This is a genomic window from Ruegeria sp. BH6, assembly GCF_056538105.1.
Map to the genome: position 1 here is coordinate 89,227 of NZ_JBQFSR010000010.1, position 20,271 is coordinate 109,497.

General features: G+C 59.2%; 20 protein-coding genes. 7 read left to right on the forward strand and 13 right to left on the reverse strand.

Annotation, left to right across the window (positions count from 1 at the left end; genetic code table 11):
* The first annotated feature begins 40 nt into the window (after positions 1-40).
* Positions 41-706 carry a tRNA (5-methylaminomethyl-2-thiouridine)(34)-methyltransferase MnmC2 gene (gene mnmC2 / locus ACR0B8_RS17995; protein WP_170362318.1) on the forward strand — a complete coding sequence of 222 codons (666 nt, stop codon included), beginning with the start codon at positions 41-43 and terminating at the stop codon, positions 704-706.
* Entirely contained in the window at positions 703-1,572 is an 870-nt protein-coding gene (locus tag ACR0B8_RS18000) for a DMT family transporter (RefSeq protein ID WP_170362317.1), read from the forward strand. The genes mnmC2 and ACR0B8_RS18000 overlap by 4 nt, the downstream gene beginning before the upstream one ends.
* On the opposite strand, the gene ACR0B8_RS18005 is transcribed toward ACR0B8_RS18000, so the two are convergent.
* On the reverse strand, positions 1,546-3,510 hold the full coding sequence (locus tag ACR0B8_RS18005; RefSeq protein ID WP_480659244.1) for a lytic transglycosylase domain-containing protein: 1,965 nt from the start codon (positions 3,508-3,510) through the stop codon (positions 1,546-1,548). The two genes, ACR0B8_RS18000 and ACR0B8_RS18005, sit on opposite strands and share 27 nt — an antisense overlap.
* A 134-nt stretch (positions 3,511-3,644) precedes the next feature.
* Here ACR0B8_RS18005 and dapA point away from each other — a divergent pair, with 134 nt between their 5' ends.
* Complete coding sequence (gene dapA / locus ACR0B8_RS18010) at positions 3,645-4,517, forward strand: 4-hydroxy-tetrahydrodipicolinate synthase (RefSeq protein WP_170362315.1); 873 nt, start codon at positions 3,645-3,647, stop codon at positions 4,515-4,517.
* Between the two features lie 100 nt (positions 4,518-4,617).
* Here dapA and ACR0B8_RS18015 read toward each other — a convergent pair whose 3' ends face one another.
* The 7 genes from ACR0B8_RS18015 to pdxR form a co-directional block, all read right to left on the reverse strand.
* On the reverse strand, positions 4,618-5,490 hold the full coding sequence (locus ACR0B8_RS18015; protein WP_170362314.1) for a dimethyl sulfoxide reductase anchor subunit family protein: 873 nt from the start codon (positions 5,488-5,490) through the stop codon (positions 4,618-4,620).
* On the reverse strand, positions 5,490-6,239 hold the full coding sequence (locus ACR0B8_RS18020; RefSeq protein WP_170362313.1) for a 4Fe-4S dicluster domain-containing protein: 750 nt from the start codon (positions 6,237-6,239) through the stop codon (positions 5,490-5,492). Before ACR0B8_RS18020 ends, ACR0B8_RS18015 begins: the two co-directional genes overlap by 1 nt.
* Entirely contained in the window at positions 6,236-9,055 is a 2,820-nt protein-coding gene (locus ACR0B8_RS18025; protein WP_480659246.1) for a molybdopterin oxidoreductase family protein, read from the reverse strand. The genes ACR0B8_RS18020 and ACR0B8_RS18025 overlap by 4 nt, the downstream gene beginning before the upstream one ends.
* 24 nt (positions 9,056-9,079) lie before the next feature.
* On the reverse strand, positions 9,080-10,102 hold the full coding sequence (locus ACR0B8_RS18030; protein ID WP_217354111.1) for a YeiH family protein: 1,023 nt from the start codon (positions 10,100-10,102) through the stop codon (positions 9,080-9,082).
* Positions 10,103-10,182: 80 nt separating this feature from the next.
* Positions 10,183-11,205 carry a phosphate acetyltransferase gene (pta, locus tag ACR0B8_RS18035; RefSeq protein WP_170362310.1) on the reverse strand — a complete coding sequence of 341 codons (1,023 nt, stop codon included), beginning with the start codon at positions 11,203-11,205 and terminating at the stop codon, positions 10,183-10,185.
* Between the two features lie 5 nt (positions 11,206-11,210).
* Entirely contained in the window at positions 11,211-12,989 is a 1,779-nt protein-coding gene (gene xsc, locus ACR0B8_RS18040; protein ID WP_170362309.1) for a sulfoacetaldehyde acetyltransferase, read from the reverse strand.
* A 125-nt stretch (positions 12,990-13,114) separates the two neighbouring features.
* Positions 13,115-14,575 (reverse strand): MocR-like pyridoxine biosynthesis transcription factor PdxR, encoded by a 1,461-nt coding sequence (pdxR, locus tag ACR0B8_RS18045; RefSeq protein WP_170351005.1) that lies wholly within the window; start codon positions 14,573-14,575, stop codon positions 13,115-13,117.
* A 136-nt stretch (positions 14,576-14,711) separates the two neighbouring features.
* Here pdxR and ACR0B8_RS18050 point away from each other — a divergent pair, with 136 nt between their 5' ends.
* A complete protein-coding gene (locus ACR0B8_RS18050) occupies positions 14,712-15,020 on the forward strand; it encodes an ArsR/SmtB family transcription factor (protein ID WP_058283064.1) in 309 nt (102 codons plus the stop codon).
* Entirely contained in the window at positions 15,013-16,044 is a 1,032-nt protein-coding gene (locus tag ACR0B8_RS18055) for a permease (protein WP_170362308.1), read from the forward strand. The genes ACR0B8_RS18050 and ACR0B8_RS18055 overlap by 8 nt, the downstream gene beginning before the upstream one ends.
* A gap of 38 nt (positions 16,045-16,082) precedes the next feature.
* Here the strand turns inward: ACR0B8_RS18055 and ACR0B8_RS18060 are convergent, their stop codons facing one another.
* Complete coding sequence (locus tag ACR0B8_RS18060) at positions 16,083-16,475, reverse strand: hypothetical protein (RefSeq protein ID WP_170362307.1); 393 nt, start codon at positions 16,473-16,475, stop codon at positions 16,083-16,085.
* 54 nt (positions 16,476-16,529) lie between these two features.
* Positions 16,530-17,291 carry a DUF1013 domain-containing protein gene (locus ACR0B8_RS18065; RefSeq protein WP_170351002.1) on the reverse strand — a complete coding sequence of 254 codons (762 nt, stop codon included), beginning with the start codon at positions 17,289-17,291 and terminating at the stop codon, positions 16,530-16,532.
* Positions 17,292-17,421: 130 nt separating this feature from the next.
* Here ACR0B8_RS18065 and ACR0B8_RS18070 point away from each other — a divergent pair, with 130 nt between their 5' ends.
* Positions 17,422-18,051, forward strand: coding sequence for a ribonuclease T2 family protein (locus tag ACR0B8_RS18070; protein ID WP_226689216.1), 630 nt, complete (start codon positions 17,422-17,424; stop codon positions 18,049-18,051).
* On the opposite strand, the gene ACR0B8_RS18075 is transcribed toward ACR0B8_RS18070, so the two are convergent.
* Entirely contained in the window at positions 18,048-18,536 is a 489-nt protein-coding gene (locus ACR0B8_RS18075; RefSeq protein WP_170351000.1) for a hypothetical protein, read from the reverse strand. The genes ACR0B8_RS18070 and ACR0B8_RS18075 overlap by 4 nt on opposite strands.
* A gap of 102 nt (positions 18,537-18,638) precedes the next feature.
* Here ACR0B8_RS18075 and ACR0B8_RS18080 point away from each other — a divergent pair, with 102 nt between their 5' ends.
* A complete protein-coding gene (locus ACR0B8_RS18080) occupies positions 18,639-19,160 on the forward strand; it encodes a hypothetical protein (RefSeq protein WP_170362305.1) in 522 nt (173 codons plus the stop codon).
* Positions 19,161-19,194: 34 nt separating this feature from the next.
* On the opposite strand, the gene recR is transcribed toward ACR0B8_RS18080, so the two are convergent.
* Together recR and ACR0B8_RS18090 are read right to left on the reverse strand one after the other, a co-directional pair.
* A complete protein-coding gene (gene recR / locus ACR0B8_RS18085) occupies positions 19,195-19,788 on the reverse strand; it encodes a recombination mediator RecR (protein WP_170350998.1) in 594 nt (197 codons plus the stop codon).
* 64 nt (positions 19,789-19,852) lie between these two features.
* Entirely contained in the window at positions 19,853-20,197 is a 345-nt protein-coding gene (locus tag ACR0B8_RS18090) for a YbaB/EbfC family nucleoid-associated protein (RefSeq protein ID WP_170350997.1), read from the reverse strand.
* Between the last annotated feature and the right edge of the window lie 74 nt (positions 20,198-20,271).

Sequence of the window (20,271 nt, forward strand, 5' to 3'; positions counted from 1 at the left end):
CCTTGTTCAGTGTCGCGCCGCTTAGCTACAGGATTCCCCGATGGCAGACCAGCGCGCCGAACTGACATGGACCGAGGATCAGATCCCGGTCTCGGACCGTTTCGACGATCCTTATTATTCGCTGCAGAACGGGTTGGAGGAAACGCGGCATGTCTTTCTGGCGGGTAATGATCTGCCCGCGCGATTTGCGCCGGGGTTTCGTATCGCCGAGCTAGGTTTTGGCACGGGTCTAAACATGCTGACTGTGTGGTCCGAATGGGAGAAATCTGGCCAAACCACGCCCCTGACCTTCACCAGTTTCGAAGCCTTTCCGATGACGCCCGAGGACATGTCCCGCGCAATGGCATCGTTCCCCGAATTGACACCGTGGAGCGACCGTTTTCTGGCGCAGTGGCAGAGTGGCGGGTGCGATCTGGGGACCCTGCGCCTTGAAGTGATCGAGGGCGACGCTCGTCAGACATTGCCTGACTGGGCTGGTCGGGCAGATGCATGGTTTCTGGACGGGTTTTCCCCGGCAAAGAACCCTGAATTGTGGGGGGCTGATCTGATGCAGCAGGTGGCGGTTCATACGGCAGCCGAGGGCACGGCAGCCACCTACACTGCCGCCGGATTTGTGCGGCGCGGGCTGGAAAAGGCGGGCTTTACCGTCGCCCGAACCCCCGGCTATGGCCGCAAGCGTCATATGACCCGGGCGCGCAAGCCATGACGCAGCAGAATAACGTGCGGGCCGGAATTGGCCTGATGATCGCGGCCACCATCGTGTTTGCCTTGCAGGACGGTATCTCGCGCCATCTGGCCGGGACCTACAACACCTACATGGTTGTGATGATCCGCTACTGGTTCTTCGCCGCGTTTGTCATTGCGCTGGCAGCGCGCGCGCCGGGCGGGTTACGGGCCGCAGCGCAGACGAGCCAGCTTGGGCTACAGGTGTTTCGTGGCGTCTTGCTGGCGGCAGAGATTTGCGTGGCCGTGTTTGCGTTCACCGTTCTTGGCCTGATCGACACGATGGCTGTGTTTATCTGTTATCCATTGCTGGTCGCAGCCTTAAGCGGACCGGTGCTTGGTGAGAAAGTAGGTTGGAGACGCTGGTCCGCTATTGGTGTCGGTTGCATCGGAGTGCTGATTATCCTGCAACCCGGGGTCGGGGTGTTCAATCCGTGGGCCATCGTTCCGCTCATATCCGCGCTGATGTTTGCACTCTATGGTCTACTGACCCGGTTCGCTGCCCGTAAGGACAGTGCGGCCACCAGCTTTTTCTGGACTGGAATTGCGGGTGCTGTTGCGATGACTTCGGTGGGAATGTGGTTCTGGGAACCGATGGCCCGCCCGGACTGGGTCTGGATGGCGGTGTTGTGTGTCAGCGGCGTGTTAGGCCACTGGCTGCTGATCAAATGCTATGAGATGGCCGAAGCCAGCGCGGTGCAGCCCTTTGCCTATTTCCACCTGGTCTGGGGTACGATTTTGGGCATCACGGTCTTTGGCGAGGCGCTGCGGCCAGAGGTCGTTCTGGGCGCAGCTCTGGTCGTGGCGGCGGGTCTGTTCACCCTATGGCGCGAACGACGCCAGGGTTGAGCCGACCAATTCCTGCGTAAAGGGGATCGGCAGAGCGGGCTGGCCCAGGCGCGCGCGATAGACCGGCAGGCTTTCGGCCACACGCATCACGTAGTTGCGCGTCTCGCTGAACGGGATCGTCTCGATCCAGTCGACCACGTCAATCTCACCGGCGCGGGGATCGCCATATCGATCCATCCACGATATCGGACGGCGCGGCCCGGCATTATAGCCTGCGGCCATCATCACCACATTGCCGTTGAAATCCTCTGCCAGCCCGGACAGGTAATTGGCGCCCAGCTTGGCGTTGTATTGCCAGTCCGAGGTCAGCTTGATTGTCTTATGACCGCTGAGAATGCCCAGCTCCTTAGCTACCAGCTGTGCGGTGGCGGGCATCACCTGCATCAGCCCGCGCGCGCCCGCGCCGCTGATCACAACCGGATCGAACTCGCTTTCGCGGCGGGCGATGGCCAAGGTCATCTCTTTCGCCATGGGCAGGCCCATATCGGCCACCGGATGCACCGGGTAATAGGCGGCGGGCAGAACAACGCCCGTTTTCGCCGCCCGTTTAGCGATCATCACCGCCAGATGCGGCTCCTTGAGTTCGATCACCAGATCGCCCAATTGCGTCGCCTGCACCGGATCCAGTTCTTCTACCAGATGGGTTAGGAAGCGTTCGGACAGGTTATCTTCGCCCGCACGCAACAGCAGCAGCCCGGCTTCCAACACGCTGGAGTCGGCAAACTCGGCCTGTTTCCAGTGCGGCGCGCGGCGAGGGTTGGCCAATTCGCTGTCAAACGGTCGTCCAATGCGTTCAGCTGCCAACAGGCCATAGAACGACGTCTGATAATCCGCGCCCATCGCATAAGCTTCATAGGCTTTGTCGGCATCGCCTTGCGCGCTATAGGCCCGACCCAGCCAGTATCCGCCGCGCCCTTTCGAGATCGGAGACTGCACCGCGCCTGAAAAGTTCTGGAAATGCAGCACGGCCGTGGCCGGATCGTTCAGCTTGCGCAGGGCCAAGAACCCCGCCAGCCATTCCAGATCGGCATAGGCATAGCCCATTTCCGGCGTCATGTGATGGTTCGCAGCGATCTGATAGGCGCGATTCACGTCGCCATTGCGCATCTCAAGCCGGGCCAGACGGCGGCGGCCCTCGGCCCATTTGTCAGGTTCACCCAGCGCCTCAGGCCCGGTCGAGCGTGCCAACATCAGGTCAATTGCGCTGTCGTCCAGCTCTTTCCGGTCGCGCCAGACAAAACGGTCAAAGGCCAACCCCGGCGCGTCGGCCAGGGATTTTGGAACGGCTGCAACCTTGCCATCGACGCCGGGCAGGCGTTTTTGCAGGGCAATCCGCGCTTCGGCCAGCTTGCGCTGATCGGCACTGACCAAGGGCAGCATCTGCCCCGCGCTGACCAAGTGGTTGTCCCACAGCATCCGGTCTAGCCGCGCAGCGTGGTGGGGTTTCAGCAGCTTGCTGAAATTCTCAAGGTAATTCTTCTGCAGACCCTTACCCATCGGCATAGTGCGCCATGCAGCTACAATGTCAGCCTCGGCATCACCTTCGCGCCCCTTGGCCATCAAGGCGACAGCATAGTTCAGCGCCCCTTCGGCGGTTTGCGGCGGTACGTGGGCGTAGAATTTCAAGACCCGATCGGGATCAGCACCGGTAAAGACCGGCTCGCTTTTGCGCCTCAGCCAGGCCAGACCCGGCCAATCCGGTCGGCGTTCCAGAAACACCAGCACATCGCCAGAGCTGCCATAGCCTTCGCGCAGCCAGTGCCAGACAATGATATCGCGGCTGACCGACCCCCGATTGCCCGAAACCCGCAGGGCGGCATTCCAGTCGCCCTTACGCATTTCGTTCATCCCGGCCCGCAGATCACCGACCGAGTCGGCCTGCGCTTGCCCCATTGACCCAAGAATCATTGCTATCAAAAGCGCTAGAACGCGTGTCATGCCTTGCATTTCCCAACCAACCAAGGATAGAGCCATTCAGGATAAACCTTGTGCCGACGGTATCAACTCACATCGCCATGATTGTGACGATCCTTGGGCACAAAAAACACAAACTGCACACTAAGGAGCGTGTCATGTTCAAAGGCTCAATGCCAGCCCTCGTCACACCGTTTTCAAACGGCGAGTTGGACCTGAAGACGCTCAAACACTTGGTGGAATGGCAGATTCAGGAAGGCTCGACCGGGCTGGTTCCTGTGGGCACCACCGGTGAAAGCCCGACCCTTAGTCATGAAGAGCATGAAACCGTTGTGGAAGAGGTGGTCAAAGCGGCCGCCGGTCGTGTTCCGGTTATCGCCGGGGCGGGGTCGAATAACACGGTTGAGGCAATCCGCTTTGTGCGATTCGCAGAACGGATCGGCGCCGATGCAGCACTGGTGGTGACGCCGTATTACAACAAGCCGACCCAAAAGGGTCTGGTGGCACATTTCCGTGCGCTGCATGATTGCGCCGATATTCCGATCATCATCTACAACATCCCCGGTCGGTCGGTCGTCGACATGACCCCGGCAACCATGGGTGAACTGGCTGAACTGCCGCGCATCGTGGGCGTCAAGGACGCCACTGGTGATCTGGCGCGCGTCAGCCAGCAGCGTGCGGCCTGTGGGCCCGCGTTCTGCCAGCTGTCCGGCGAAGACGCGACCGCGCTGGGCTTTAACGCGCATGGCGGTGTTGGCTGCATCTCGGTGACCGCGAATGTCGCACCGAAGCTTTGCGCCGAGTTCCAGCAGGCGACGTTGGCAGGCGATTTTGCCAAGGCGCTGGAATATCAGGATCGCCTGATGCCCTTGCACGAGGCGATTTTCCTCGAGCCGGGTCTGGTCGGGGCAAAATACGCGCTTAGCAAACTGGGTCTGTGCAGTGACGAGGTCCGCTCGCCTCTGACACCGCTGGAAAACAGCACCAAGGCCGCCATTGATGCCGCAATGGCCTATGCCGGTCTGATTTGAGCCCGGCTTGGCCGGATGTTTTCACCCGGTTGGCAATCCCTTGGAAAAGATGGATTGGCCTGTCAGGCTAAAAAAGAAGGGGGCTGAGAGCCCCCTTTTATTATCGTTTTCCGTAGTACAGCCCGACGACGTGTTCGGCCTGTGCAAAGAATAGCCATCGGGAAATTGCAACGCCGGTCAGATGGGATAGGACGGCGAGCAATGCCAGTATGTGATGGAATGGCAGCATCAACAGGATCAGCGGTACGAAAATGGCCAACGTGAACGAGATGATCCGCAGCTTTTCGGCGTGTTTGCGCCCGACCACGTGGACGAACTCGCGCAGCAGATAGTTGGTGCCGGTATGGGGTGGTTCAAACGCCCGAACCGAACCGCGGCCGCCCAGGCCTGTAGCGGTGCCCAGATCAGTGCCGGATTGGGCAAAGGCCTTGTCCCCTTGCCGCCAGTACATCAGTTGCACCGCGCCGGCGATCAACAACAACGGCATCGCCCAAGCAAGTTGCCCGGACAGAAGCGCCCCGCCCGCAAGGCTGAAGCTGAGGAACATGGCGGGTGTCAGCTTAATGTTCCAGCGCGGGATGGTCTTGAGCTGGGTATAGATCATCGATGTCGTGAACACTGTTGCGAGTGAGAACAAGGAACCGAGAACGCCCAGAGCGCCCCAGCGCTGCCCAAAAAACACCGCGCCGATGGCGTAAAGCCCCATCAGGACCAGGGCGATGACTGCGCACCAGCCTTCACGGCTGAGCCAGCTTGACCGCCATTGCGTGAAGGCCTTCATCGCGCGTTCCGGGTGGCCCAGGTGGAAGGTCGAGGCCAGCAAGCCGCCGACGGAAAGACCAAAGCCGATGGCAAAAAGCGCAAAGGCGACCCAGCCGGTGACGACGGGCAAGCCGAGGCCGAGGAAAAACAGCAGGCCAAAACCCAGGCCCGAGAGGGTGGTGAAGACGATGACGGAAGGTGCGGGATGCATCAGAGCTTCTCCAGAGTTTTGTCGAGCCAGCCAAGGAATCCTTTGGGTTCTTCGGCGACCGGGGCCAGCAGCGGGGCCAGAATGTCGATCTGATCCTCGATCTGATCCTTGGGCCGGGGTGGCAGATATTTGTTGACGGGTTTGGTGCCCATTTCCGGCATCAGGTCCATGCCCTCACGCTCAGCCACCAGTTTGCTGACGTCGCTGTCAGGATCGCCAAGATCACCGAAATGCCGGGCCCCGGCGGGGCAAGTGCGCACGCAAGAGGGGACACGATCCACCTCGGGCAGGTTCTCGTTGTAGATGCGATCAACGCACAAGGTGCATTTCTTCATCACACCTTCCGCCTGATCCAGCTCGCGCGCGCCATAAGGGCAGGACCACGCGCATAGGCCACAGCCGATGCAGTCGCTTTCATTGACCAGAACGATGCCATCCTCGACCCGCTTATAGCTGGCCCCGGTGGGGCACACGGTGACGCAGGGCGCGTCTTCGCAATGCAGGCAGGATTTGGGGAAATGGATCAGCTGTGCGTGACCCTCATCCGGTGTCACCTCGTAGGAATGCACACGGTTCAGGAAGGTGCCCGACGGATTGGCGCCATAGGCATCCTGATCCGACAGCGGCGCGCCATAGTTTTCGGTGTTCCAGCCTTTGCAGGAAATCACGCAGGCATGGCAGCCAACGCAGGTGTCCAGGTCGATAACCAGACCCATCTTACGTTCGGTGGATTGGGGGAGTTGGGTCATTTGCCTACCTTCCACGCCAGATCTTTCGGGCCGGTTCCCACCGGCGATTTAATAGGATCGAATTCCGGTTGGCTTTCGGCGTCACCCGGGGCTTCGGCTTTTTCGATTTTGACCTTCAGGTCGAACCAGGCGGCCTGACCGGTAATGGGGTCGGAGTTGGCCCACCGCATGCCATCGCCTTTCGGCGGCATCAGCTCGTGAATCAGATGGTTCAGCAGGAAGCCCTTGGTGGCCTCGGGCGCGTCCACTTGCAGGGCCCAGGCGCCTTTGCGCTTGCCGATGGCGTTCCAGGTCCAGACGGTGTTTTCATTCAGCGCCGCCATTTCCATGACCGGCACCGTGATGGCGCCGTGCGGCGAGCTGACCTTGGCCCAGTCACCATCCCGCAGCCCGTGCTCGCGCATCAGTTTGGTTGGGACATAAAGCGGGTTGCGCCCATGCAACTGGCGCAGCCAGGCGTTCTGGGTGCCCCAGCTATGGTACATTGCCATCGGGCGTTGGGTCAGGGCGTTGACCGTGAAGCCTTCGTTGCCCTGTTGATCGGTCTCGTACCAGATCGGCAGCGGGTCCATCGTGTCCTTGATACGCTGGCGCAGATGCTCAGGTGGTTGCCTTTCACCATGGCCTTCGGCTGCCAGTTGGAATTTACGCATCGGTTCCGAGTAAAGCTGAAACAGGTAAGGTTGCGGGCTGTCATAGATACCCATGCCCACGGCCCAGTCCTGATAGGCTGCGTTCCAAGGTTTGTAGTAATCCGCACCTTCGGGAATATGCGCGACATAGAAGCCACCGTTGTCGATATAGCGGTTCAGCTGTTCCGGGTTGACCTCGCCACGCCCTTCCTTGTCGCCATCAGGGCCACGGAAACCGGCCAGCGGGCCAATGCCCGGGCGGCGTTCGTGGTTTACGATATAGTCAGCGTAATCTTTCCATTTCGGGCTGCCATCTTCGTTGGTGAAGCCGGGCAGGTTCATGCGGTTGGCCAGTTCGATCAGCACCGACTGGAACCCCCGCACATCGCGGTCGGGTTCGATCACCGGCCAGCGGATCGCATCGGCGGCGGCATCAGCCTCGCAGATCGGGCGGTCCAGCAGCGAAATACAGTCGTGCCGTTCCAGATAAGTAGTGTCGGGCAAGACCAGATCGGCATAGGCCACCATTTCCGAGGAATAGGCATCGGAATAGATGATGTTCGGAATGACGTAATTTCCGTCATCATCCTTGGCGGTCAGCATTTCCATCACGCCTTTGGTGTTCATGGACGAGTTCCACGACATGTTTGCCATGTACATGAACAGCGTGTCGATCTTGTAGGGATCACCCGCAGCGGCGTTCGAGATCACCATATGCATCAGCCCGTGGGCCGACATCGGGTTTTCCCAGGTGAACGCCTTGTCGATGCGAATGGGGCTGCCGTCATCGTCCAGCAGCAGATCGTCGGGACCGCGTGGAAAGCCCAGATGCGGCCCATTCAGCGGTCGGCCCGGACGGCGGTCGCCATGCGGTGTCGGGTGCGCCTCGACCGGTTTGGGATAGGGCGGTTTGAAACGGAAACCTCCGGGCACTTCGACAGTGCCCAGCAGGATTTGCAGCACGTGCAGCGCGCGGCAGGTCTGGAACCCATTGGCATGGGCCGAAACTCCGCGCATCGAGTGGAAGCTGACCGGACGACCGATCATCTTGGAATGCTTCTCACCCCGGAAATCGGTCCATTCGTGGTCCAGCTCGATCGCTTCGTCAAAGGCAACGCGGGCGATTTCGGCCGCGATGGCGCGGATGCGTTGCGCCGGGATGCCACAGCGTTCGGCCACGGCCTCGGGCGCGTTGTCGTCGCTGAGGTATTTGTCCGCCATCAGGTGGAAGACCGGGCGGTGGGTGACGCCATCTTTTTCGTAAGTCGCCGACAGGTCAGGTCGCACACCCGGCTTGTCAAAGGCGGTCAGCTCGCCTGTGGTGCGGTCGATCACCAGCGGTTTTCCATCGGCGTCGCGGAGGAACAGGCCTTTCTCGGGGCCTTCGGCGGCATTCACCAGAACCGGCGCGTTGGTGTAGCGGCTGAGGTAATCAAGGTCGATCTTGCCCGCCTTCATCAGTACGTGGATCAGCGACAGGATGAACAGCCCGTCGGTGCCCGGCGTGATCCCGACCCAATCATCGGCCACAGCGTTATAGCCCGAACGGATCGGGTTCACCCCGATCACCCGCGCGCCGCGCTTTTTGATCTTGCCGATGCCCATCTTGATCGGGTTGCTGTCATGGTCCTCGGCCACGCCGAACAGCATGAACAGCTTGGTGTGATCCCAGTCGGGCTGACCGAATTCCCAGAACGCGCCACCCATGGTGTAGATGCCACCCGCCGCCATGTTGACGGAACAGAACCCGCCATGGGCCGCATAGTTGGGGGTGCCAAAATTCTGCGCCCAGAAGCTGGTGAAGCTTTGGCTTTGGTCGCGACCGGTAAAGAAGGCCAGTTTCTGCGGCGCAGTTTCGTGCAGCTCGTTCAGCCAGCCAACGGCAGTGCTGATCGCTTCGTCCCATTCGATCTCGCGAAACTCACCCGAGCCGCGCGGGCCAACCCGGCGCAGCGGCTTGCGCAACCGCGACGGCGCGTTGACCTGCATGATCCCGGCCGAGCCCTTGGCGCACAAAACGCCCTTGTTCACCGGATGGTCGCGGTTGCCTTCGATATAGGCGACCTTGCCGTCTTTCATATGAACGTTGATGCCACAGCGGCAGGCACACATGTAACAGGTGGTGCGCCGAACCTCGTCCGAGACTTTAGGGCTGGTGTCTATCTTCGGTTGCTGGATGGTCATCTGGCGTCCTTCTGTCGGGGCGGATCAGGTCAGGAAAGTTATTCCGGCTAGGATAATTCCTGCAATGAAAAGAGTTTCTAAGACGATCAAGGCAATGGCTGCGCCGCCGACCGACAAGATTTGTTTCAGGTTGGTCTTCATGCCGACCGCCGCGATGGCGATCAGCAGCAGCCACCGCGATGCCTGACTAAGCAGTTCAGTGATGAAAGGCGGGATCAGGCCGAATGAGCTGGCGGCAGCCAGAACAAGAAATCCAAGGACAAAGCCCGGAAGGATCGGGGGCCGTTTGCCGGTTTCATCCATTTCAGCAACGCCGCGGATGATCAGCGACGCGACCAGAACCACCGGGGCCAGCATCGCCACACGGATCAGTTTCACCAGCGTTGCGGTATCGCCGGTCTGTTCCGAGATCGAAAATCCTGCGCCAACCACCTGTGCCACATCGTGGATCGTACCGCCCAGAAACACGCCCCCTGCGACATCGCTCATGCCCAGAATGCGCACTAAGATCGGATAGGCGATCATCGCAATGGTCGATAGAACGGTGACGCCCAGAACGGTAAAAATCAGGCGCTCTTCGGATCGTTCATCCTTGGGTAGAATGGCGCTGATGGCCATCGCGGCAGAGGCCCCGCAAATCGCGACAGAACCGGCGGTCAGAAAGGCAAAGCGCCATTTGTGGCCAAAGAATCGGGCAACCAGAAGGCCAAAGCCAATTGTTGCTAGAACCCCGCCCACGACCAGAGCGATCAGGTCCCAGCCTAGCCCCATCATCAGCGTCATTGAAACCCGAACACCCAACAGCGCCACACCCAGGCGTAGCAGCGATTTTGCGGCAAAGCCAATACCAGGGACGGTTTTACCCTCTTCCCCCAAAAAGCTAAGCGCAATGCCCAAAAGTAGAGCCATCAGCATGGCTGGCGTCGCGTAATGCTCAGACAGGAATTTGGCAGATACGGCAACGATGATCGCCACCAGAATGCCCGGGAAAAGGGTGCGGGCCTTTTGGGTGGCATTTACACCGACAAGATTTGAAATCTGGGTCATGGCCAGCATTTATTCGACGGTCCTTCCTGACGCAGCGGCGTCATCGGCGAGTATGCCGCCGAAGTTATGCTGGTTCCGGATCAGCATGTCTCGGGCTCGGCATCGTCGTGCTGGGCCTGAACAGCGGTCACTGCAATCATGTGCAGAACATCATCTGCCGAACAGCCGCGTGACAGGTCATTTGCTGGTTTCGCCAGTCCTTGCAGAACCGGCCCGACGGCCTCGGCCCCGCCAATACGCTGTGCGATCTTGTAGCCAAGGTTCCCGGCATCGAGATTCGGGAAGACAAACACGTTGGCTTGCCCTTTCAACGGCGAATCCTTGGCCTTTTTGCTGGCAACTTCGGGCACGTAGGCGGCATCGAACTGCAGCTCTCCGTCGATCAGCAGATGCGGGCTTGCGGCTTTGGCGATCCGGGTGGCTTCGACCACCTTGGAAACTTTGGGATGGTTGGCGCTGCCGCCTGTGGAAAAGGACAGCATGGCAACACGGGGTTCTTGGCCGGTCAGTGCGTGGTACGACGCCGCCGATGCCTGCGCGATTTCGGCCAGTTCCCGTTCGTCGGGATCAACAACCAGACCGCAATCGGCAAAGATGTGAACACCCTGAACCGCGTGGTGGTCGCGGTCATAGATCATCAAAAAGAAGCTGGACACCATATGGGCGTCGGGGGCTTTGCCAATGATCTGCAAAGCGGCGCGCACAGTGTCCGAGGTGGTTTCGACCGCCCCGCCGACGGTGCCATCAGCCAATCCCAGGTGGACCAGCATAGCGGCATAGTTCAGGCGGCTTCTGATCAGTTTCTGCGCGTTCTCGGGCGTCATGCCCTTGTGCTTGCGCAGCTCATAATAGGTCGTGGCGAACCGATCCGTATGGGGGGATGTCGCGGGGTCATGGATGGTAATCCCGTCCACATCGGATCCGCCTTTTTCCGCCAGCAAGGCGGTGATCTTGGCGTGATCGCCCACAAGGATGATATCGGCGGCATTTTCGGCACGCGCTTTCAGCGCACCTTCCACCACACGTGGATCATCGCCCTCAGCAAGGGCGATGATCTTTTTGGAACTGGTCGCAGCCCCAAGTATTTGACGCAGGGGCTTCACAGTGATCAGGCCCCGGCTTGCGGTGTCATGTCGCCAGCTTCGACGCCTGCAACAGCGACCGGCTTTTTCATGGCGTCGCGGCGGAAAGGCTCACCCAGTTCCTGGTTGATCAGAGCTTCGATCAGGGTGGTGATGCCGTTCTTCTGGTCCTCAATCGCCTGGTTCAGCGCTTCGGTCAGCTCTTCCTGGGTGCGTGCAACGACGCCCTTCAGGCCGCATGCAGTCGCGATACCGGCATAGGACACTTTGGTGTCCAGCTCGGTGCCGACGAAGTTGTCGTCGAACCACAGGGTCGAGTTACGCTTTTCCGCGCCCCACTGGTAGTTGCGGAAAACGATTTGAGTTACGGCGGGCCATTCTTCGCGGCCGATCGCTGTCAGTTCGTTCACGGCGATACCGAATGCACCGTCACCGGCAAAGCCGACAACCGGAACGTCAGGCTGACCGATTTTCGCACCAACGATGGCGGGCAGGCCGTAACCACAGGGGCCGAACAGGCCAGGTGCCAGGTACTTGCGGCCTTCTTCGAACGCCGGATAGGCGTTACCGATGGCGCAGTTGTTGCCGATGTCGGACGAGATGATCGCCTCTTTCGGCAGCGCGGCCTGGATTGCGCGCCATGCCATGCGGGGGCTCATCCAGTCGGGCTTGGCTGCACGTGCACGCTCGTTCCAGGAGGTGCCCGGATCGTCGTCCTCGTGAGTCATCGAGGTCAGTTCCTGTGCCCATGCCGATTTCTTCTGGGCGATGCGGTCCTTACGCGCCTGACGGCCTTCGTCGCCGGCGGTGTCGCTCAAACGAGACAGGATGCCATTGGCCACTTTGGCGGCGTCGCCGATGATGCCGACGCTGACGTCCTTGGTCAGGCCGATGCGGTCAGGGTTGATGTCGACCTGAATGATCTTTGCATCCGCAGGCCAGTAGTTGATGCCGTAACCGGGCAGGGTCGAGAACGGGTTCAGACGGGTGCCGAGGGCCAGAACAACGTCGGCCTCCGAGATCAGCTCCATACCGGCTTTCGAACCGTTATAGCCCAGAGGGCCAGCAAACAGTGGGTGCGAACCGGGGAACGCGTCATTGTGCTGGTAGCCAACGCAGACCGGGGCGTCCAGACGCTCGGCCAAGGCTTTCGATGCTTCGATGCCGCCTTCGGCCAGAACAACGCCCGCGCCGTTCAGGATGACAGGGTTTTTGGCGTTCGACAGCATTTCGGCAGCTGCGGCAACTGCATCTTCGCCGCCCGAGGGACGTTCGAAATCAACAATTTTGGGTAGTTCGATGTCGACCACCTGGGTCCACATGTCACGCGGGATGTTCAGCTGAGCCGGAGCGCTGGCGCGCTTGGCGTTCATGATCACGCGGTTCAGAACTTCGGCAACGCGCGACGGATCACGTACTTCTTCCTGATAGGCTACGCAGTCTGCGAACATGCGCATCTGCTCCATCTCTTGGAAGCCACCCTGACCGATGGTCTTGTTGGCCGCCTGCGGGGTGACCAGCAGAACCGGCGTGTGGTTCCAATAGGCGGTTTTTACAGCAGTGACAAAGTTGGTGATGCCGGGGCCGTTCTGCGCAATCATCATCGACATTTTGCCGGTGGCGCGAGTGTAACCGTCGGCCATCATGCCGCCCGAACCTTCGTGGGCGCAGTCCCAGAACATGATCCCGGCTTTCGGGAACAAATCCGAGATCGGCATCATCGCCGAGCCAATGATACCGAATGCATGTTCGATACCGTGCATTTGCAGGACTTTAACAAAAGCCTCTTCAGTCGTCATTTTCATGTGTGTGATCTCCGCGCATGTGTGGAATGGCCGGGCCCGGTGCCCCGCCCTTGGATACGGTTTTGACCCATGGGGCAGGGCTGCGTTAGGGCCAGAACGCTTCGCGGAATAGGTCCAGTGTGGCGCTAACAGGCGCGGATGGCGTCGGCGATCAATTTCACACCCGGTTCAATTCGGTCCTGCCGGATCGAGGAATAGCCGATACGGTAGAAATTCTTCGGCTGATCCGGCCCCGAAAAGAACGGCGCGCCGGGCTCGATATGAACGCTCTGGCCCTGCAGCGTGTGGGCCAGTTGCGTTGTGTCGACGTGTTCAGGGGCAGACATCCACAGGGATGATCCGCCCATGATGCCACGCCCGGCCACTGTCAGCCCGTGTTTGTCGATCGCTTGGTCCAAGGCCTCGCGCCTGCGCGCCAATGCCTTGGACATGCGCCGGATCTGCGCGTCGTAATGGCCCAATGACAGGAAATAGGCGGCGGTGCGCTGGATGTGTCCCGGCGGGTGGCGCAACACCAACGAACGCAGCGCCCGCGCCTCGCGGATGAAAGGTTCCGAGCCGACCATGTATCCCAGGCGCAATCCCGGAAACAGCGATTTTGAAAAGCTGCCAACATAGATCACGCGGCCATCGCGGTCCATCGACTTCAACGCCGGAGAGGGCGCGCCCAGAAAGGCCATTTCGAATTCATAATCGTCTTCGACCACCATCGCGTCCAGGTCATGCGCGCGTTCCAGCAATTTGTGCCTACGCTCAACGGGCATAGTTGCAGTGGTTGGGCTTTGGTGACTGGGCGTCGTAAAGATAACGTCGGCGGTGTCAGGCAATGTCTCAGGGGGCAGCCCGTCGCGGTCGACGGGTATCGGAGTCACGTCGCAATCCCAATGCTCTAGCAGGCTGCGCAGAGAGTAATAGCATGGGTCTTCGATCACCGCGGTGCGATTGTGGGTCAGCAAAATGCGTGAGGCCAGCCACAGTGCGTTCTGCGCGCCCATGGTGATCAGAATCTCTTCGGGGCGAGCGGCGATGCCGCGGCGGGGCAGGGTGTGACGGGCAATGAATTCGACCAGCAGCGGATCATCCTGATCCACGTAATCGGTGGTGAGGGATTCGAAATCCTTGTGCCCGAGGGCGCGCACGGCACACAGGCGCCAGTTGGCGTGGTCAAAAAGATTGCGATCCGCCTGCCCGTAAATGAAGGGATAGCGATAGCTGCGCCAGTCCCGTGGTTTCGACAGCATGTCCCCGCCCGAGAATCGGCGGGCCAGCGCAGCATCCCAATCCACGGTTTCGGCACCGCGCTGAAGGGGGGTGTATTTCGGCGGCACCGGTGCGTTTTGCGAGACGAAATAGCCCGAACGCCCCTTTGCCGTCAGATAATCATTGGCCAGCAGTTCGGTATAGGCCAGCGTCACCGTAATTCGGCTGACACCCAGATGGGCGGCCAGTTTGCGTGATGAGGGCAGCTTTTCCCCGACATGAAACCTGCCGGACAATATGCCTTCGGCAATCATCTGCTGGATCTGCGCCTGCAGCGTACCTTGCCCGTTCAGCTCAAGAAAGAATGTGTCGACCGATATTGCCATGAGGTCTTATAGGGTGGACCTAAAAGATGAGCAATCTGGACTTATGACTTTTCCAAAAATTCCCGCGTTGCCGTGCTTGACGGTGGGTTTCAATTAACCTAAATAACTAGAAATCTAGTTTAATGGAGAATTGAATATGTGGGAAACTGCTGCAGCAGGATTTTCGGCCATGGGGTCCGAGGCCCGGTTGAAGGTTCTGAGAACTTTGGTCCGCGCCGGGCAGGCGGGCCTGACGGTTGGTGAAATTCAGGAGCGGACGGGAATAGCACCGTCAACCTTGGCGCATCACCTTCGGTTTTTGGCCGCTGGCGGTGTCGTGGAACAAGAGAAAGTCGGGCGCAGCACGATCAACCGTGCCTGCTATGACGAGTTGAGAAATCTGGCGCAGTTCATCCTTGCCGAATGCTGCGCGGACGAAGTGGGAAAGGCCGCGAACGATGGCTGAACTGACGCAAAATCCCAAAGTGCCCGTGAAGGCGCTTGATCTGATCAAAACCCCTTGGGCATTGATCGTTGCAATCCTGGCCGCCGTGGCTGTTCTGGACCCTGGTAATTGGGTTGAAGTCGTGACTTTTGCTGGTAAGGCGCTGATCCATACCGGCCAGTATATCCTGTTTGCCGTTTTGTTGCTGTCCTACCTCAAGGCGACCGGGGCCGAGGTGATGGTCGCGCGCGCCTTTGAAGGGCGCGAGACGCGGATGATCTTCCTTGCTGCGGTGTTTGGTGGATTGGCGCCGTTCTGTTCCTGTGAGGTCATCCCGTTCATTGCCGGATTGCTGGCGCTGGGTGCGCCCCTGTCTGCGGTGATGGCGTTCTGGCTCAGCTCTCCGTTGATTGACCCGCCAACCCTGTTGATCACCGCCGGTGCGTTGGGATGGCCCTTTGCGATAGGCAAGGCGGTTGCTGCGGTGGCGCTGGGTCTGTTCGGCGGTTTCGTTGTGCGCGGCCTGATGCGCTCGGGCGCCTTTGCCCAGCCGCTGCGCGACTACAAACCGGCCGGATGCAGCGCTTGTGGTGGCCCAAAACAGGATGACAAACCGGTCTGGCGATTCTGGCAGGAAGCTGAGCGTCGTCAGCGGTTCCGGTCGGAATTCGTTCACAACGGGCTGTTCCTGCTGAAATGGCTGGCGCTGGCCTATGTACTTGAGGCGCTGTTGGTCAGCTATGTCCCGGCCGATCTGATCGCCCGCGTGGTTGGGGGTGAGGGTATTGTACCCATCGTTATCGCAGCGCTGGTCGGGATGCCCGCCTATCTAAATTCCTACGTCGCGCCGCCACTGCTGGCGGGGCTGACGGAGCAGGGGATGAGTGCGGGGGCCGCGATGTCGTTCATGATCGCGGGTGCGGTCAGCTCGATCCCTGCGATGGCAGCGGTGTGGTCACTGGTCAAACCACGGGTCTTTGCCACCTATCTGGGGCTTGGGATTACCGGGGCGATCATTGCTGGTATTCTGTTTCAGATGATCTAAAGGAAAAACCGCCCGGAGATACCTCCGGGCGGTTTTGCTTATTGGTTGGCCTCGCACAGGCTCGGCAATTTGAACCTGTACCGTGCCTCTCCGCTGTTTACGTAGACACGTTTTTCGACACAGGCTGTGGTGCCTACTGTTCGTGCGACATGCTCTTTGGGTTCGTTGATGGAGGTGGCCGACCCATCCGGCAATTGAATCGAGGCTATGACACCGTTCTTCAAGTCACCGTTCACGGGTGTTGCCGACAGAACCGAAACGGTCAGGTACGAGTCATGTTCGTGCGCGCCGTTGTCATTGAAAACCAGCAATGCGGTAGCAATCGAGATGGTGCCGACGATTGCAACCGCCAACAAACCCCATGTCTTCAAAAAAGCATAGATCGATACGGCGCGGTGCGGGCCAAAGATTTTGGACAGGATGGTCAGCATGGAATCCCTGCGGGAAAAAAGCCCCGGCCTGTTCGGACCGGGGCCATCTGTGCCTTAGGGGCGCAGATCGTCTTCGTCTTCGTCCTCGGTCCCGCCTTTGGGCAGGTTGAAGAAGCTGTCGGCGTCGATGACCGGCTCTTCTTCTTTCTCTTCCACAGGCTCGTCAGACAGCGAGAAGGTTTCCAGACCTTCGATGGCGGTCGGGATCTTGGGTGCTGCGTCCATTTCCAGCGACTGTTCGGTCGAAACCAGCTTGCGGCGTTCGTCATCGCTCATGACGCCACCTTCGGCTGCCTTCTTGGCCGCGGCTTTCTGAACGATGGCGTCCAGCTCGGATTGCTTGCACAAGCCCAGCGCAACCGGGTCGATCGGTTGCATGTTCGAAATGTTCCAGTGGGTGCGCTCGCGGATCGATTGTATGGTCGGCTTGGTGGTGCCGACCAGCTTGGCGATCTGACCGTCGCTAAGCTCGGGGTGGAACTTTACCAGCCACAGGATCGAGTTCGGACGGTCCTGCCGTTTGGACAGCGGGGTATAGCGCGGACCACGACGTTTTTCTTCACCGCTGGCAGCGGGGTTGAACTTGAGCTTCAGCTTATGCAGCGGATTACCCTGCGCCGAGTCGATCTCATCCTGGGTCAGCTGGTTGTTTGCGATGGGGTCGAACCCTTTCACGCCCGCGGCTACGTCGCCATCGGCGATGCCTTGCACTTCCAACTCGTGCATGCCCACGAAATCCGCGATCTGCTTGAAGCTGATCGTGGTGTTGTCCACCAGCCATACGGCTGTTGCCTTGGCCATAAGCGGTTTTGCCATCAGCCCGTCTCCTATAAATACATCTATCCCGTCGCCGGAATTCGGCGGCCCCGTGGCTTTGGGGCAGGTTTCCGTTGTCGGGGAACTTGGGGCCTATATAGTCGCGGCAAGGCAAGAAGGGAAGAGGCGAATGCGCTGGGTGATTTTGTGGGTCTTGAGCGCGGTCGCCGCACTGGCAGACGGAGAGAAGGCTGGCGAGTTCGACTACTACGTTCTGTCGCTAAGCTGGTCGCCCAACTGGTGCGCCCGCGAAGGCGATGCGCGCTGGTCAGACCAATGCGATGCGCGCCATGATCACGGTTGGATATTGCATGGGTTGTGGCCGCAATATCACCAGGGCTGGCCGGCATTCTGTCGCACGGCTGAGGCGCCGCCAACACGCCGCATGACACGCGAAATGACGGATATTCAGGGCTCTTCGGGTTTGGCGTGGCACCAGTGGAAAAAGCACGGAACCTGTTCGGGGCTGTCCGCGCCCGACTATTTCGCGCTGTCTCGGGAGGCTTATGACAGAGTCGTGCGTCCGCAAGTGTTCCGTCAATTGGAGACATCGGTCAAATTACCCGCCTCGGTGGTCGAAGAGGCGTTTTTAAAGGCCAATCCCGGTTTAGAGCGGGACATGATCACAATCACCTGCAAGCAGGGCTATATTGAAGAGGTCCGTCTGTGCTTGTCGCGCGACCTTAATCCAGTGCCTTGTGGCCGCGACGTTATCCGCGATTGCACAGCCAAGGACGCGCTGTTCGATCCGATTCGTTAGAGCTTCCGGTTCTGGCAGTCGCGGGCATAGTCCAGCGCTTTGGCGGTGCCCTTGAGATCAATCGCCATCACCACCTCACCGGCCGGGTTATAGACGGTCATGGTTTTGTTCTGCGCGATGGCGTTGACGAAACTGCGGTCGGTAAAGAACACTGTCGCGCCCGGCACGTCACGCTGATTGAAGCCGATGGCAGTGGCATCAAAGCTTTTACCATCGAGTTCGAAGCGGATTGGGTAACTCTTACCCTGCTCAATATCGCCCCAGGCCTTGTTGTAGACGGCGAAATACCCGCGATTGTCCAACGCGTCATAGCCGATACGCACCACCGAGAGATCCTGATAGATCGTCTGGATCAGACACCCGTTGCCAAGCGCGGGGTCCATCATGATGTTCCAGCCTTCGACAAAGCCTTTGTCGATGAGTTCCTGCGACCAAGCTGCAGTTGCGGTGAAGGCGGCGATTGTGAGGGCGAGAAGGCGGGTCATCAAACAACTCTCAAACTAATAGGGTTCTATTGACGTTATTAATTTTTTATTGAATTACAAAGGTATAACTTCTTTGTAAGAAATTACAGTGACTTGGAGCCGATGAAGCTGTTGCTCACCGCGCTATTCAGCGTTTTCGCATACTCTATGACTTCTCTTTTCCTGTTCGGAGGTGTTTTTCAGCCAATAGCATTTATTACGATTTGGAACGGTCGATTGGGTGCCCCATTTTGGTTGGCTTTTGTGTTTCTCGGCGGTTTTTTTGGTTTTTTTGTAGGTGCGTTCTTAAGTAAGCTTGGTTTCAAGTCCCAAGTGACCCTGCCGGTGTTTATTGTCATGGCTATGAGCCTTTCAGGCGTGTTTGTCGGGTCGTATACAAGCTTTCTACGTGCCCGAGAAATCAATGCCTTCGGTGCGGACGTAGAGTTTAGGAATTCGTTCTTTCAAACGCTTCGAAATGCGCCAAGAGAGTTTCAGTTCTATTTACATGCAGCAGCCCTAAAAGACTGCGTTCCATATGCTTGGAGTTATCGGAGCATGTCATTTTATCAACTGCCGAACAACGTCGCGGTCAATGTTCTGCCGTATGAATGGTTGGTGCAATGCAATATCACCAGAAATTAGCTTGAGCACTTGTCAAACGGAACACCTGACAAGATCAAAGCTCTTTCCGCGCCCTCAACGCAGCCGTGATCGTCCCGTCATCCAGATAATCCAGCTCTCCGCCAATCGGCACGCCTTGCGCCAGCGAGGTCAGGCGGACCTGTCCTTCCAACTGATCGGCAATATAATGCGCGGTGGTCTGACCGTCGACGGTGGCGTTCAGGGCGAGGATGATCTCGGTGATCCCCTCGGCTGTCACGCGGTCCTTGAGGCGAGGAATGCGAAGTTCGTCCGGGCCGACACCGTCCAGTGCCGACAACGTGCCGCCCAGAACGTGATAACGGCCTTTGAATACGCCTGCGCGTTCCATTGCCCACAGGTCGGCCACGTCTTCGACCACGCATAGCTCTCCGGTCGCGCGGTCCTCGCTGTCGCAGATGTCACAGATATCGGTGGTGCCGACGTTGCCGCAGTTCAGGCATTCGCGGGCGGTGATGGCAACTTGCTGCATGGCGTCCGACAGGGGTGTCAGCAGCAGGGCGCGCTTGCGGATCAAGTGCAAAACCGCGCGGCGGGCCGAGCGGGGGCCTAGGCCCGGCAGCTTGGCCATCAGATCGATCAGGTTGTCGATATCGCTGTTCGAACTCACCGAGGGTGCTCCTGCAAATGGGCCGGGCAGAGGCGCCCGGCCGATGATCCGTCAGGAGGGTGTATCAGAACGGCAGCTTGATGTCTGCGGGCAGGCCCATGCTTTCGGTCAGCTTCGCCATTTCGGCCTGTGCGCGTTCAGTCGCTTTGGTTTGTGCGTCCTTGATGGCGGCCAGGATCAGGTCCTCGACCACTTCCTTGTCGTCGCCGTTAAAGATCGATGGGTCGATGTCCAGACCTTTCAGCTCACCTTTTGCGGTGGCGGTGGCCTTGACCAGTCCTGCACCGGATTCGCCAACGACCATCATGTTGTTCAGCTCTTCCTGCATGTCGGTCATCTTGGCCTGCAAGTCCTGCGCGGATTTCATCATCTTGGCCATGTCGCCCAGACCGCCGAGTCCTTTGAGCATCGGTATTCTCCTGTGTATCGCTTTGTCGCCTAAATACGGGCGGTACCCGTGTGGCACAAGGGGGTGGGGTTGCT

Coding starts and splice junctions, on each gene's coding strand:
- ACR0B8_RS18065 (WP_170351002.1), bottom strand. CDS start 17,291: ATGGCAAAACCGCTTATGGCCAAGGCAACAGCCGTATGGCTGGTGGAC.
- ACR0B8_RS18005 (WP_480659244.1), bottom strand. CDS start 3,510: ATGACACGCGTTCTAGCGCTTTTGATAGCAATGATTCTTGGGTCAATG.
- ACR0B8_RS18075 (WP_170351000.1), bottom strand. CDS start 18,536: ATGACCCGCCTTCTCGCCCTCACAATCGCCGCCTTCACCGCAACTGCA.
- ACR0B8_RS18015 (WP_170362314.1), bottom strand. CDS start 5,490: ATGCATCCCGCACCTTCCGTCATCGTCTTCACCACCCTCTCGGGCCTG.
- dapA (WP_170362315.1), top strand. CDS start 3,645: ATGTTCAAAGGCTCAATGCCAGCCCTCGTCACACCGTTTTCAAACGGC.
- ACR0B8_RS18000 (WP_170362317.1), top strand. CDS start 703: ATGACGCAGCAGAATAACGTGCGGGCCGGAATTGGCCTGATGATCGCG.
- ACR0B8_RS18060 (WP_170362307.1), bottom strand. CDS start 16,475: ATGCTGACCATCCTGTCCAAAATCTTTGGCCCGCACCGCGCCGTATCG.
- mnmC2 (WP_170362318.1), top strand. CDS start 41: ATGGCAGACCAGCGCGCCGAACTGACATGGACCGAGGATCAGATCCCG.
- ACR0B8_RS18070 (WP_226689216.1), top strand. CDS start 17,422: ATGCGCTGGGTGATTTTGTGGGTCTTGAGCGCGGTCGCCGCACTGGCA.
- ACR0B8_RS18055 (WP_170362308.1), top strand. CDS start 15,013: ATGGCTGAACTGACGCAAAATCCCAAAGTGCCCGTGAAGGCGCTTGAT.
- ACR0B8_RS18080 (WP_170362305.1), top strand. CDS start 18,639: ATGAAGCTGTTGCTCACCGCGCTATTCAGCGTTTTCGCATACTCTATG.
- ACR0B8_RS18020 (WP_170362313.1), bottom strand. CDS start 6,239: ATGACCCAACTCCCCCAATCCACCGAACGTAAGATGGGTCTGGTTATC.
- ACR0B8_RS18090 (WP_170350997.1), bottom strand. CDS start 20,197: ATGCTCAAAGGACTCGGCGGTCTGGGCGACATGGCCAAGATGATGAAA.
- xsc (WP_170362309.1), bottom strand. CDS start 12,989: ATGAAAATGACGACTGAAGAGGCTTTTGTTAAAGTCCTGCAAATGCAC.
- ACR0B8_RS18050 (WP_058283064.1), top strand. CDS start 14,712: ATGTGGGAAACTGCTGCAGCAGGATTTTCGGCCATGGGGTCCGAGGCC.
- ACR0B8_RS18030 (WP_217354111.1), bottom strand. CDS start 10,102: ATGACCCAGATTTCAAATCTTGTCGGTGTAAATGCCACCCAAAAGGCC.
- pdxR (WP_170351005.1), bottom strand. CDS start 14,575: ATGGCAATATCGGTCGACACATTCTTTCTTGAGCTGAACGGGCAAGGT.
- ACR0B8_RS18025 (WP_480659246.1), bottom strand. CDS start 9,055: ATGACCATCCAGCAACCGAAGATAGACACCAGCCCTAAAGTCTCGGAC.